This window comes from Rarobacter incanus, from assembly GCF_006715765.1.
In the GTDB taxonomy this organism is placed as follows: domain Bacteria; phylum Actinomycetota; class Actinomycetes; order Actinomycetales; family Cellulomonadaceae; genus Rarobacter; species Rarobacter incanus.
The window spans coordinates 2,279,432-2,292,194 of sequence record NZ_VFNV01000001.1 but is presented as its reverse complement, the minus strand read 5'-3'; the positions used below and the strand labels follow the sequence as shown (position 1 = coordinate 2,292,194).

The following is a 12,763-nucleotide window of genomic DNA, read 5'->3' as shown; positions in this document are numbered from 1 at the left end:
GTGTAACTACTTGAGTCGCGCCGAGGTACGCACGTTCTCGGCGCCGACAGCTTGCATTTTATCCGTGCTACCGGTCGGTGGAATGGTCAACGCCACCACGAGCTGGCGATCCACAATGAGCGAGTTCTTCACCGTGGCGCCGCCCAACAGTGCCTTCGTCGTGGCGTCGGGGGTGATGGTTGCGCCCTTGGGCGCCTTCGCCGTCTCCGTGGCGGACAGCGGCACGATCACTATCGCCCCACCGTCCGCTGTGCGCCACGCGAATCGCTGCGCGTCCTTGGGCGCCGACACCTGATAGCTGAAAGTCCCCTTGACCTTTTTCAGGGCGCTTCCCAGCTCGCTGCGCCGCGTTTCGATTGCGGTCCGCAGTGCGTCGCTTTCGAACTGGTCCGCGTAGGTCGAACCGGTGCCCTTGTTCAGCACGTCAACGTAGTCGCTCACGGCGTCATCGATGGGCGTGGCGAGCCCGGTCGAATCCGCGGCATCCTGCGCTGGCGAGGAAATCTGTAGGTTCACGCCGGGAAAGAGCCTTGCCCACCCCCACAACTCGTAGTTGTGTCGGGCATCTTCCTGCGTGAAGACCACAAGACGCTGCGGTTGCAGATCCTCGGGCTGGACCGTGACAACGAATGAGGCGCGCGGCCAGGTCTGCGTTGTCGTTATCGCGACGGACTGCAATTCGACCGGCAGCGGCGTGATTTCATCCTCGCTCTTGGTCGCCGCCGCGATTTTGTATTCGCTGGCGCGCATCGCGGCAGCCGGGCCGGTGACGACCCCTTGCAATTGCTGTGCGTCGCGCGCCTTGTCCGCCGCGGCCAACGCGTCTCCGATCCGCGCCGAGACGTGATCAACCTGCGAATCCGTCAAGGATGCCTCGTTGGGCTTCGAGGTGACGGACGGGTGCGGCTGCGGTAGTTCTTGCGCGCAAGCGCCAAGACTAAGGACGAGCGCTCCGCTCGCCGCCCACGCGGCTACGGTCCGTGCGCTCTTCACTTTTGCCCCCAATGCTCGTAACCTTCCGGGAGTTCGCCGCGCTCCTTGAGTTCGCGCAGCATCTTGCGCGTGAGCGGTTGCCGCGCGGGTTGCGCGGGCGCGGGCTCCGCCGCGGGCGCAGGCGCGGGCTCAGGCGCGGGCTCAGGCGCGGGTACAGGCTCCGCCGCGGGCGCGGGCTCAGGCTCAGGCTCCGCCGCGGGCGCAGGCTCAGGCTCCGCCGCGGGCTCCGCCGCGGGCGCAGGCTCCGGCTCCGCCGCGGGCGCAGGCTCCGGCTCCGCCGCGGGCGCAGGCTCCGGCTCAGCCGCGGGCTCCGCCGCGGGCGCGGGCTCCGGCTCAGGCTCCGCCGCGGGTGCAAGCTCCGGCGCGGGCTCCGCCGCGGGCGCGGGCTCCGGCTCAGCCGCGAGTACAGGCTCCGCCGCGGGCGCAAGCTCCGCCGCGGGGCCGTTTGGCGACTGCGGGGCAAAGGCAGTGACGTCAGCGGCCACGTCCGCCTGCTCGGTCGCGTCGCTCGGTGTGGCGGCGGCCTCGTCACTCGATTCCCCTCGCCTGCGGGACCACGCCATGAGCACGACTCCCGCCAAGACCGCGATGGTCCCGCCCACCAACCCCGGAATCAGCAGGGGCGTCGAGGTGGGCACGGTCCAGGTGAGTGTCACATTAGGACTGCCCACCACAGTGCCGGAGCTGTCGACCACCACGGCCAGCAGCGCAACGCTGTCGTCGGTGCTGGTCCAGCTGACCTCGGCGGTCCCCAGGCCGGAATCCTGCACCAGCCACATATCGTTGCCGGCCGGGGAAGTGAGAGATTCCTGGTCGCCGCTTTGCGTCGCCTGGGTGAGTTCGGTCCTGCTAGTCAGGCCCGTCACGGTCGTGTGCGCCGCCGAGCCGATCCAACCCTGCACATCGACAATGCGACCAATGGCCAACACAACGGTGTCCGCCGAATCCGCGGTCGCCGAGATCAGTACCGAGTCCGCACCGGCGCTCAGCACGCCTGGCGAAGTGACGAGAGGCAGCGAGGTGGCGGTCGTTTTCGGCGCGAAGACGGGGTTGGGGCGCCAGATAGTCGCAGAGGCGACCGCGGCCCCGGCCGCAAGAACGCCCACCGCGATAAGGACGATTGAGATTAGCCCGAGGGCACGTTTGTGATTACTCATTGCCCTACCAGGGTATCGGCAATCCCTGAACCGGCACGCCCGGTGTTCATATTGCACCAATGGAATCGACGCGCAGCCGAACCCAGCTTCTGGGCGGGGTGACGGGATAACCTTAGTGTGGTCGCATGTCGGGAGCGGATTACAGGAGTGGTAATGACCCAGGAGAGCACGGCTTTCCCCCTCGCATTTCGGGGATACGAACGCGAACCAGTCGATTCGGCTATCGCTAAACTCACCAATCGCATCGAAGAGAGCGACCGGCAGTTGAACGATGCCCGAACTCGCATTGCGACACTGGATCAGCGCATCCTGCACGCCGAAGGCGAGGTCGCGCAGGCGAAGATGAAGGCGGCAGAAGCCGCCGCCAAGGTCGCCGAGGTCGATCAGCCCAGCTACGCCGGTCTTGGATCCCGCGTCGAGGTGCTGCTGCGGTCGGCGGAGGAACAATCAGCGACGCTGGTTTCGTCGGCCACCGCGCAATCCGAGGCGCTGCTTCGCTCCGCCCGCCAAGAGGCCGACAGGCTCGCCGAAGAGTCGCAGGCCAAGGCGGAGCAAGTGGTCCGGGAAGCCGAGAGGACCCGGGACCACCTCATCGCGGCCGCAAACGAGGCCGCCGAAGCGAAGGCCAAGGCCGCGCAGCAGGCCGCGGACGACATGCGGCAAAGCGCCGAGCGCGAGGCGGCGCGCATCCGGTCCACGGCGGAAACGCAAACGGCCCAGTGGCACTCCGAGGTTGAGGCCGAGCTCATGAAGCGGAAGGCTGCCGCCGAGTCCGAGGCAACCGCGCTGGTCACCAACGCCCGGCAGGAAGCCGAACAGATCGTTGCCGCCGCCAACGAAGAGGCGACGGTCATCCGCGAAAACGCGGCCGATCAGGCAAAAACGCACCGCGAGGCGGCGGAAGCCGAAGTCGCGGAATTGCTGGCCGCCGGCCAAAAGGAAGCCGACGCCGTGCGCATGCACGCGGCTGGCGCCGCGCAGTCCGAGCGCGAGAACGCCCAGGCGGCCGCCAGCGAACAGCTTGCCGCCGCTCGCGCCAACGCGGATTCCTTGCGCGCGGAGGCACAGGCGGCAATCGATCAGGCCAACAAGCGGGCAGGCGAAATCCGCGAACAGGCCGCGGGCGAGCTATCCGCCGCCCAGGAAACCGCGAAGACCCTGCGCGAAGAGACGCAGGCGACCCTCGATGCCGCCCGCAAGGAGGCCGAGGAAACGCTGGCCCAAGCCCGCGAGCACCTCAAGGACGCCCAAAAGCAGGCCGAAGAGATGCACGCGGCCGCGCGGCGCCAGCGCCACGAGGCGGATATCGCGGCGGCCGCCGAGCGCGAGCAGGCCGCCGCCGCCATAGCCGACGACGCGCAGGCGGCGAAGGAACGGACGCAGGCGCTTCTGGAGTCGGCCACCGCGACAGCAAACGAGGCCGAACAGCGCGCCGCGGCAGCGCTCAAGCACTTCGAAGAGGTCGAGGCCAAGTCGGCGACGCTCCGCGAAGAATCTGCGCGCGAAGCGCAATCGCGCGCAGACGCGATCATTGCCGAGGCGCAGGCGGATGCCGAGCGGATCCGCTCGGAGGCCGCCGCGCGGGCCGCCGCCGAGCTCACCTCCGTGCAGCGCGAGGTGGACGCGCTGCGCGACGAACGCGATTCGATCGCCGGTCACCTCAATGACCTGCGCACGCTCCTGGGGGGCGGCGCGCTTGCGGACGCCGCGGCACGCGCCACGGCCGCTGGCAGCGCCAGCCCCGCCGCAATCGAAGCCGACGCAGACGACAGCGCCGGCGACGACGCCGAGAACGCCGAGTAACGAAGGACCCGGCCTGGGAGGGGCCGCTACCCCAGCGGCCCCTCCCAGGTGGTCGGCAGCGGCACGCGCACCTCGGGGGCCACGTGCGCAACGATCTCGTTGAGAACTCGTCCCACCGCTTTTTCACCCACCCACAGGTGCTTGGCGCCATCTACCGCGATCAGTTCCGCCCCGCGCACGCGCGCGAAGCGCTCCTGCGCCGCCGGCGGCCGCAGATAATCGTCAAGTTCCGGCACCAGCACGACGAGCGGCTTGCCAAACCCATCCCACCGATCCAGGTCGGCATCAGTCGCCCGGTGCAGCGGGGGCGAAAGCAATATCGCCCCTTCGATGCGCGGGTCGTCCCCATACTTCAGCGTCAGCTCGGTTCCGAACGACCACCCGACGATCCACTGGCGCGGCAAAGCGCGTTCTGCGGCGAAATCGAGCATCGCGGCCACGTCGTGCCGTTCCAGGTCACCGCCGGTGAATTCCCCCTGCGACGTGCCGCGCGGGGAATGGGTGCCGCGAGTGTTGAACCGCAGTACCGCCACATCCGCGAGCGCGGGCAGACGCCACGCCGCCTTGCGCAGCACGTGCGAATCCATGTAGCCGCCGTGCGTTGGCAGCGGGTGCAAAGTCAGCAGGCTCGCGCGCGGCGCCCTATCGAGCGGGGTTGCCAGTTCCCCGACCAGCGTCAAACCGTCATCGGTGTGCAGTTCGATGTCCTCCCTGCGGGCAGGCAGGACGGTCGTAGCGCGGATTTCGGTGGTCACGTGTTCTCCCGTAGGTGGATTTTGAGGACGAGGCCCGCCCCCACTTCCCATTGTCCCCTAGCCACCCAGGCGACCCGCCGCAATGCGCGCTCACAGGCATGCCCCGCCGCAATGCGCGCTCACAGGCATGCCCCGCCGGGGTTCGTCGGTGCGTCTTCGCCTTGCTTGCCGGCGTGTTTCGTTAGTGCCCGATCCGCCAGCACGCCGCGTGCCAGTGACGGCGGTTCTCAAGCCCGTCGCGCGCCCCCAGGACCGTTTCGGCCCGCCACGCCGCCACATGCGCCTGCCCCGCCGGTATCTGGTTCCCGCAGCCGGGGCACACGTACGTCTTGGCGGATTCGCGGATCTGTTGCACGATCCATTCCTCGCCGGCGCGGGTGAGCGAACTGCGCCCCCCGCGCGCACGGCCGAGGTCCAGTTCGCGCGGCGCGCTGGTGTACGGGCGGCGGCGGGAGCGACGTGATGACGGCATACCTCCATTGTCGCAACTGCGGGCGCGATGCCCGCCCGACGCCCAGGATTCGGGCTGTGTCTCACAGCATTAGCCTGTACCGTTGAGCGAGATTGGGTGTAGGCGCCCGCCTAACTCGTGTGTCACTGTTTGCCGGTGGTGCCGGCGATCTCGTCGATTTAAGGAAGCATCAATGAAGTCAGTTTTGTACCGCGGAGCGGGGCTTGCCGTCGCTGCGACCCTCGTGCTCGCGGGATGTGCGAGCGGGGACTCGTCATCGTCGACCTCTGCAACGTCAACAGAATCCGCCTCGGCGAGCGCGTCCGCCACCGCTGTCACCACGTCCGCCGGTTGCACCACGACGCCCGGGGAGACGACGTCAACCGATTCCACGACTGAGGATGCTGGGACCAGCGACGCCGACCTCGCGGAATTCGACAAGGTAACGGTGTCCGGTAAGTCGGGCAAGCAGCCCACCGTGAAGCTGGATGGGACGCCCTCGTTCTCCGATCTTGCAGTGAAGGTGCTTTCCGCCGGAAGCGGCAAGACAATCAAAAAGGGGCAGAAGATAACGGTCAACATCTACCAGGTGGCCGCCGACACGGGCGAAGCGACCTATAACTCGTACACGTCCGATCCCGAGGAACTAACCCTCACAAGTTCCGCGCTCAACGCGCGGTTGCTCAACGCGTTCGTGGGGCAGAAGGTCGGAGCCAGGCTCATCCTTGGAGCGCCCGGCACCGAGGCCGATGAGACCACGGGTACATCCGCGACGGCCGCCTCGGTCGCCGTGATCGACGTGGTTTCGACCGAAGACGTGCCGGACTCCCTGGCGCGCGCGACCGGCAAGGCCGTTGACCCGGTTTCGGGTCTTCCCACGGTGGCGCTGGACGACACCGGCAAGCCGATCGTCACGATCGCCGCCGGCTACACCGCGCCGACCGAACTTGTCAGCCAGGTCCTGATCCAGGGCGATGGCGCCACCGTCAAGGATTCGGACACCATCACCGCGCACTACTCCGGCTGGTTGTTCGACTGCACGCAGTTCGATTCCTCGTGGGACCGCGGCGAGCCTAGTTCGTTCTCGCTTTCCGGCGTCATCAGTGGCTGGACGCAGGGTCTGGCCGGGCAGAAGGTTGGTAGCCAGGTGCTGCTGGTCATTCCCGCGGACCTTGCCTACGGTGACTCCGCGCAAAGCACCATTCCCGCGAACTCACCGCTGATCTTCGTGGTGGACATCCTGGGCATCGACTCATAGCGGTTTCCGTGCCCGGCGGGGGGTGGCGGCGCGCTAGGCGCCGCCACCCCCCGCTCTTTTGTCCCGCCAATTGCCAAGATGGGGCACTACGATCGAAAAGATGAAGACGATCCTCAATGTCTTGTGGGTAGTGTTGGCCGGATTTTGGCTGTTTGTTGGCTATGTGACTGCGGGAATACTGCTTTGCATCCCGATCATCACGATTCCGTGGGCCATAGCGTCGTTCCGCATCGGTGCCTACGCGCTGTGGCCGTTCGGCCGCGATGTCGTTGGCAGGCCGACCGCGGGCATCGGGTCGTTCCTTGGGAACGTGATCTGGGTTGTTTTCGCCGGCATTTGGCTAGCCCTCGGCCACCTTGTTTCAGGCGTCGCCCTGTGTATCACTATCGTGGGTATACCGCTGGGTCTGGGCGACTTCAAGATGATCCCCATTTCGCTGGCGCCGCTCGGCAAGCAGATCGTACGCACCAGCTAACCCCGGGCCTCGCGGCCGCGAACCCGTGTACCCGTTGCAGATTCCGTGGGCCCGAGTCGCCGGTGGGGACACTGTGACTGAGACGCTCGACGAGGCCGGTCGTCAGTTGCATTCCGTGACTGGGGTCGGGGCGTCGGTAGGCGTCGATCATGTCTTGGTAAACGTGCCAGGTCGCTACTACGGCGACGTGGGTGCCGCCGGTGAACAGGGTCTGTTGTTGGACCCGTCGGCGGCACTCATCGAGTCCCTCAGCGGCCAACCGCACCGCATGGAACGGATTCATGACCGTGACCGCGGTGGGCAGTTCCTCAGCTGCGGCGGTCTTGAACCCGGCAAAGCCGTCCACCCCGACGACCTCGACACCTACCGATTCACCGACACGCCCCAGCGCCAACACCCACCCTTACACCCTCAATCGGGAAGAGCCCGAAAACGCCCCGGATCTGCGAAGACTCGCAGATCCGGGGCGTGACCAGGCCTTGAGCAAGACCGGTGAGAAGAGGGCTCCTAGAAGTCCCAGTCGTCGTCCTCGGTGTTCACCGCCTTGCCAATGACATACGAGGACCCCGACCCGGAGAAAAAGTCGTGGTTTTCGTCCGCGTTGGGCGACAGGGCCGACAGGATTGCCGGGTTGACGTTCGTGTCCGTCTTGGGGAACAGCGCCTCGTAACCGAGGTTCATCAACGCCTTGTTCGCGTTGTACCGCAAGAACGCCTTGACGTCCTCGGTCAGGCCCATCTCGTCGTACAGGTCCTGGGTGTATTCGACCTCGTTCTCGTACAGCTCGAACAGCAGCTCAAAGGTGTACGCCTTGAGGTCATCGCGCTCCGCCTGGGTGCACTTTTCCAACCCCTTTTGGTACTTGTACCCGATGTAGTAACCGTGCACCGCCTCGTCGCGGATGATCAGGCGAATCAGATCGGCGGTGTTGGTCAGCTTGGCGTGGCTGGACCAGTACATCGGCGCGTAGAACCCGGAGTAGAACAAGAACGATTCGAGCATCGTCGACGCGACCTTGCGCTTGAGCGGTTCGTCGCCGCGGTAGTACTGCAGGACGATCTCGGCCTTGCGCTGCAAGTTCTCGTTTTCCTCGGACCAGCGGAAGGCGTCGTCGATCTCGCGGCTGGAAATGAGGGTCGAAAAGATCGACGAATAGCTGCGCGCGTGCACGGATTCCATGAACGCGATGTTGGTGTACACGGCCTCTTCGTGCGGGGTAATCGCGTCCGGAATCAGGGAAACGGCGCCGACGGTGCCCTGGATGGTGTCGAGCAGCGTCAGCCCGGTGAACACGCGCGTCGTCATCCGCTTCTCGGCCTCGGTCAAGGTGGCCCACGACTGAATGTCGTTAGACAGCGGCACCTTTTCGGGTAACCAGAAGTTGCCCGTCAGTCGGTCCCACACCTCAAGGTCCTTGTCATCCTCGAGCCGGTTCCAGTTGATCGCCTGGACCCTGTCGATGAGCTTGATCTTCCCGCTTGGAGCCACGTTCTGCCCCTACCTTTCTAACGATTTCACGCAAACTTTAGTGCCGATTTCCAACGACGATTAAGAACGAGCGCTCCCTGCCACATCGCTGCCCCTCACTGTGCGCCGCCGACTCGGTGTGCCGCCTGGCTCCCCGCGCCGCGCCCCAGTCGACGGGCGAGATAGATGCCAAGGCCCAACGCCACGAGCGCGGCCACGGCGAACCCCAGAGCACCATAGATGAGGTCTCCCCCGACGCTGTCGCGGCGCACCCGGGCGCGCTCGGGTGCGCCGTCCTGGTAAACAACCTCACGCGCCACCCCCAGCGAATCGCACGGGTAACGCACGGATGAGCCCGCCACCTCGTACGCACTCTCGCCCACCGCGTACCCGACGATCTCGCGGCAGCCCTGGCGTTGCGAGCCTTCGCTTGCGGTAGGGGCCACCCGTTCGAGTTCGACGACCGACCCGATCGTAGTCGATTGTCCGGCACCAGCGGGGGCCGCTTCACCCCGGGACGCCAGGAATATGGAGCCCAACGCGACAGACACCACGATGCAAACGCTCATAGCTAACAACGCGCCGACGGCACCGACCACCAGCATCGTGCGCCGCGAGACGGTGACGCTGCGCGCGATCGCGGGGGTTGCCGCGATCGCGCCCACGGGTGGGTTCGCCGCGTACCGCGGTGAACCTACCGGCATCTCTCGGCGGCGACGCGCGACATCGGCGGGGCCGGGCGCGCCGCTTGCGGGATCACCCTGCGCGTAGGGCGAGGTGATCTGAATCGACGGGAACGATGACACTGTGGCGCCGCTTCCATCGGTGGCGGGCCGCATCAGGACGCGGGGCGCTCGCGCGGCCCATTCAGGATCCAAGACCAGTTGCACACCATTGGCGACGTAGGCATAGTAGGCGCGCGCGAATGAGCGCAAGACCAAAACCGCCAGGGCGATGACCGAAACCATGCCCAGCGCCAGGAGCACAAACCCGATGACCGCGTCGATGGCCGGGGCACGCGGCGAATCCGAGAACGCAGAGAATAAAGCCGCCGCGTTCTCGCTGCCGCCCGTCGTGGCCCCGCGAATCAGCAGGAAGCCGATGGTGCCCGCGGCGACGCCGAATGTGGTGCGAAATAGCTTGCGGGCCGGCGGCAAGGCTGGCTGCGGGCTCACCGCGCGCAGCGTGCCACGCCGGGCCCGGGACTTCACCACTGCCTCGCACACGAGCATCGACAGGCCCGTGAGGATAAGGAGGCAAAACACCGCCGCAACTTGCCCCACAACCGCACCGAAGATGACGCCCGCGATTGGGAAATGCGCCACGGCCTCACCAACAATCAGTCGCATTATTGGCGCCACGACGGTCAGCAGGACGACGCCGACCGCGACCGTCATCACCGGAGAAGAATTGCCCGCCCAGGTGCGCGCCCGGCGGATCGCCTCGCGCTGGTCACGCGGGGCCTCGCGCTCCTCGATTTCGTCCCAGGCCGGGTTCTTGGGCGTCACGGCCGCAACCTGACTACAGCATGCACGACACGCAGCCCTCGACTTCGGTGCCCTCGAGTGCCATCTGCCGCAGGCGAATGTAGTACAGCGTCTTGATTCCCTTGCGCCACGCGTAAATCTGCGCCCGGTTCAGGTCGCGGGTGGTCGCCGTGTCCTTGAAGAACAGTGTCAGGCTCAGGCCCTGGTCGACGTGCTGGGTGGCCTGCGCGTAAGTGTCGACAATTTTCTCGAAGCCGATTTCGTAGGCGTCCTGGTAGTACTCCAGGTTGTCGTTTGTGAGGTACGGGGCCGGGTAGTAGACGCGCCCGATCTTGCCCTCCTTGCGAATCTCGATCCGCGAAGCGACCGGGTGGATCGACGAAGTCGAGTTATTGATATACGAAATGGAGCCCGTTGGCGGCACGGCCTGCAGGTTCTGGTTGTAGATTCCGTGCTGCATGACGGACGCTTTGAGTTCACGCCAATCGTCCTGCGTCGGGATCGCGATCCCGGCGTCGGCGAAGAGTTGGCGTACGCGATCCGTCTTCGGCTCCCACACCTGCTCGGTGTACTTGTCGAAATACTCGCCGCTGGCGTACTTCGATTCCGCGAACCCGCCGAACGCGCTGCCGGTCTCGATCGCGAGCTTATTGGACGCTCGCAGCGCATGGTAGGCAACGGTGAGGAAGTAGATATTCGTGAAGTCAAGGCCCTCTTCGGAGCCGTAGTGTATGCGTTCGCGCGCCAGGTATCCGTGCAAATTCATCTGCCCGAGCCCGATCGCGCGTCCCTCGGAATTTGCGCGCCTGATCGATGGAACCGAGTCGATCGATGTTTGGTCCGCGACAGCGGTGAGCGCACGGATTGCGGTTTCGATCGTCTTGCCGAAGTCCGGGGAGTCCATCGCCTTGGCGATGTTCAACGAGCCGAGGTTGCAGGATATGTCGCGTCCGATGTGCTCGTAGCTGAGGTCAGCGTTGTAGGTCGAGGGGGTCGACACCTGCAGGATCTCGGAGCACAGGTTCGAGTGAGTGATCTTGCCCGCAATCGGGTTGGCCTTGTTGACCGTGTCCTCGAACATGACGTACGGGTATCCCGACTCGAACTGCAATTCTGCGATCGTCTGGAAGAACTCGCGGGCGTTGATCTTTGACTTGCGGATTCGCCCGTCGTCGACCAGTTCGTGGTACAACTCCGAAACGTTGATGTCCGCAAACGGCTTGCCGTAGATCCGCTCCACGTCGTACGGGCTGAAGAGGTACATGTCCTCGTTCTTCTTCGCCAGTTCGAAGGTGATGTCAGGAATCACAACGCCGAGCGAGAGGGTCTTGATGCGGATTTTCTCGTCCGCGTTCTCCCGTTTGGTGTCGAGGAAGCGCATGATGTCCGGGTGATGGGCGTGCAAATACACCGCGCCCGCCCCCTGGCGCGCACCGAGCTGATTGGCATAAGAGAACGAATCCTCGAGCAGCTTCATTACCGGGATCACCCCGGAAGACTGGTTCTCGATCTTCTTGATGGGTGCCCCCTGCTCGCGCAGGTTGCTCAGCAAGAGAGCGACGCCGCCGCCGCGCTTGGAGAGTTGCAACGCGGAGTTGATCCCGCGCGCGATCGACTCCATGTTGTCTTCAATGCGCAGCAAGAAGCACGACACGGCCTCGCCGCGCTGTGCCTTACCCAGGTTCAAGAAGGTCGGCGTTGCCGGTTGGAACCTTCCGGAGATGATTTCTTCGACGTAGTTGCGGGCAAGGTTCTCGTCGCCCTGCGCAAGCGCGAGAGCGACCATACATACGCGGTCCTCGAAGCGTTCTAGGTATCGCTGGCCATCGAAGGTCTTGAGCGTGTAGGACGTGTAGTACTTGAATGCACCGAGGAAGGTCTCGAAGCGGAACTTCTTGGCGTAAGCCTGCTCGAAGAGCGACTTGATGAACTCGGCGCTGTACTGATCCAGGACGCGCGCCTCGTAGTAGTGGTTTTCCACCAGATAGTTCAGTTTCTCGCGCAGCGAGTGGAAGAACACGGTGTTCTGGTTGACGTGCTGCAAGAAATACTGGCGAGCGGCCAATTTGTCCTTATCGAACTGGATCTTGCCGTCCGGCCCATAGAGGTTGAGCATGGCGTTGAGGGCGTGATAATCAAGGTCCGCCGTCTCGTCTACGCGCTGTGCTGTCGTTGCCAAAATCTCTCCAAACTATGACTGACGTTGCGCACGTCGGCCGTTATGCCCATGAAGTCGAATACGTACAGGTACCGAAGGTCTCCCAGTGCAGATCGGCGCAGACCGCCATGCACTGGGCGGATGAAGGAGGTTGCTCGCTACCGAAGTTCCCGGCGCGCGGCCGTCAGGCGACGGCGCTACTGGCAGCGATAGCCTCCGCGAGCTTGCCAATCTGGTCCGGACGGAAGCCCGACCAGTGGGTTTCACCCGCGATCACCACGGGCGCTTGCAAGTAGCCCAGGGACCGAACCATGTCGAGCGCCTCCACGTCTTGGCTGATGTCGACAACGGAGTATTCGATGCCGCGCTTGTCGAGCGCACGGTACGTGGCATCGCACTGGACGCAGGACGGCTTGCTGTAGACGGTGATGGTCATCGCGACGGTTCCTCCCGGGTAATTGCCCTTCGGCCAGGCATCCAGCGCGGATGCGCGGCCGAGTGACAGCGTTGAAATTACATTCATGTGGTTCGGAATCGGGCCGGGTTACGCGCCGATCCCTTCCGCTACCCCAACACTACACCTAGTAGGCCCCTCGCATCCGAACCACAACAGGTTGTGTCGAGCGGCACGCCGAGGTTGCGCTGTGGACAACCTGCGGATATCCGCAAGGGCCCCAATCGGTGACCGCACAAACACGCGGATTCCGGCATACCGGACCCGGCGATCAGCTATCCACGGGCGGTGGAAAACTCGTCCCA

11 protein-coding genes and 1 pseudogene are annotated in these 12,763 nt (G+C 65.1%); 3 read left to right on the top strand and 9 right to left on the bottom strand.

The features are described 5' to 3' along the window. Positions 1-6 precede the first annotated feature (6 nt). Positions 7-993: a DUF8094 domain-containing protein gene (locus tag FB389_RS09460; protein WP_142113053.1), complete on the bottom strand. Its 987-nt coding sequence runs from the start codon at positions 991-993 to the stop codon at positions 7-9. Then, on the bottom strand, positions 990-2,150 hold the full coding sequence (locus tag FB389_RS09455) for a hypothetical protein (protein WP_142113051.1): 1,161 nt from the start codon (positions 2,148-2,150) through the stop codon (positions 990-992). The genes FB389_RS09460 and FB389_RS09455 overlap by 4 nt, the downstream gene beginning before the upstream one ends. Before the next feature lie 153 nt (positions 2,151-2,303). On the opposite strand from FB389_RS09455, the gene FB389_RS09450 reads away from it, so the two are divergent. Continuing rightward, entirely contained in the window at positions 2,304-3,953 is a 1,650-nt protein-coding gene (locus tag FB389_RS09450; protein ID WP_142113049.1) for a hypothetical protein, read from the top strand. A gap of 26 nt (positions 3,954-3,979) precedes the next feature. Here FB389_RS09450 and FB389_RS09445 read toward each other — a convergent pair whose 3' ends face one another. Together FB389_RS09445 and FB389_RS09440 are read right to left on the bottom strand one after the other, a co-directional pair. Next, the gene (locus FB389_RS09445; RefSeq protein WP_142113047.1) at positions 3,980-4,759 is read right to left on the bottom strand and encodes an alpha/beta hydrolase; all 780 of its coding nucleotides are present in this window, start codon (positions 4,757-4,759) and stop codon (positions 3,980-3,982) included. A 130-nt stretch (positions 4,760-4,889) separates the two neighbouring features. Next, positions 4,890-5,180, bottom strand: a complete 291-nt coding sequence (locus FB389_RS09440; protein WP_142113045.1) for a hypothetical protein — start codon at positions 5,178-5,180, stop codon at positions 4,890-4,892. Positions 5,181-5,352: 172 nt separating this feature from the next. On the opposite strand from FB389_RS09440, the gene FB389_RS09435 reads away from it, so the two are divergent. Continuing rightward, positions 5,353-6,417 carry an FKBP-type peptidyl-prolyl cis-trans isomerase gene (locus tag FB389_RS09435; protein ID WP_142113043.1) on the top strand — a complete coding sequence of 355 codons (1,065 nt, stop codon included), beginning with the start codon at positions 5,353-5,355 and terminating at the stop codon, positions 6,415-6,417. A 100-nt stretch (positions 6,418-6,517) separates the two neighbouring features. Further along, on the top strand, positions 6,518-6,892 hold the full coding sequence (locus tag FB389_RS09430) for a YccF domain-containing protein (RefSeq protein WP_142113041.1): 375 nt from the start codon (positions 6,518-6,520) through the stop codon (positions 6,890-6,892). Positions 6,893-6,956: 64 nt separating this feature from the next. Here FB389_RS09430 and FB389_RS09425 read toward each other — a convergent pair. From FB389_RS09425 to nrdH, 5 genes and pseudogenes are all read right to left on the bottom strand, one after another. Beyond that, positions 6,957-7,253, bottom strand: a pseudogene (locus FB389_RS09425) (transposase); the annotation flags it as partial. A gap of 146 nt (positions 7,254-7,399) precedes the next feature. Then, entirely contained in the window at positions 7,400-8,380 is a 981-nt protein-coding gene (gene nrdF, locus FB389_RS09420; RefSeq protein ID WP_142113040.1) for a class 1b ribonucleoside-diphosphate reductase subunit beta, read from the bottom strand. A gap of 95 nt (positions 8,381-8,475) precedes the next feature. After that, positions 8,476-9,867, bottom strand: coding sequence for a hypothetical protein (locus FB389_RS09415; RefSeq protein ID WP_142113038.1), 1,392 nt, complete (start codon positions 9,865-9,867; stop codon positions 8,476-8,478). Between the two features lie 13 nt (positions 9,868-9,880). After that, positions 9,881-12,025 (bottom strand): class 1b ribonucleoside-diphosphate reductase subunit alpha, encoded by a 2,145-nt coding sequence (gene nrdE / locus FB389_RS09410; RefSeq protein WP_281282038.1) that lies wholly within the window; start codon positions 12,023-12,025, stop codon positions 9,881-9,883. Positions 12,026-12,188: 163 nt separating this feature from the next. After that, on the bottom strand, positions 12,189-12,440 hold the full coding sequence (gene nrdH, locus FB389_RS09405) for a glutaredoxin-like protein NrdH (protein WP_142113727.1): 252 nt from the start codon (positions 12,438-12,440) through the stop codon (positions 12,189-12,191). Positions 12,441-12,763: the final 323 nt, after the last annotated feature.

Coding starts and splice junctions, on each gene's coding strand:
- FB389_RS09455 (WP_142113051.1), bottom strand. CDS start 2,150: ATGAGTAATCACAAACGTGCCCTCGGGCTAATCTCAATCGTCCTTATC.
- FB389_RS09430 (WP_142113041.1), top strand. CDS start 6,518: ATGAAGACGATCCTCAATGTCTTGTGGGTAGTGTTGGCCGGATTTTGG.
- nrdH (WP_142113727.1), bottom strand. CDS start 12,440: ATGACCATCACCGTCTACAGCAAGCCGTCCTGCGTCCAGTGCGATGCC.
- FB389_RS09440 (WP_142113045.1), bottom strand. CDS start 5,180: ATGCCGTCATCACGTCGCTCCCGCCGCCGCCCGTACACCAGCGCGCCG.
- FB389_RS09450 (WP_142113049.1), top strand. CDS start 2,304: ATGACCCAGGAGAGCACGGCTTTCCCCCTCGCATTTCGGGGATACGAA.
- FB389_RS09445 (WP_142113047.1), bottom strand. CDS start 4,759: ATGGGAAGTGGGGGCGGGCCTCGTCCTCAAAATCCACCTACGGGAGAA.
- FB389_RS09435 (WP_142113043.1), top strand. CDS start 5,353: ATGAAGTCAGTTTTGTACCGCGGAGCGGGGCTTGCCGTCGCTGCGACC.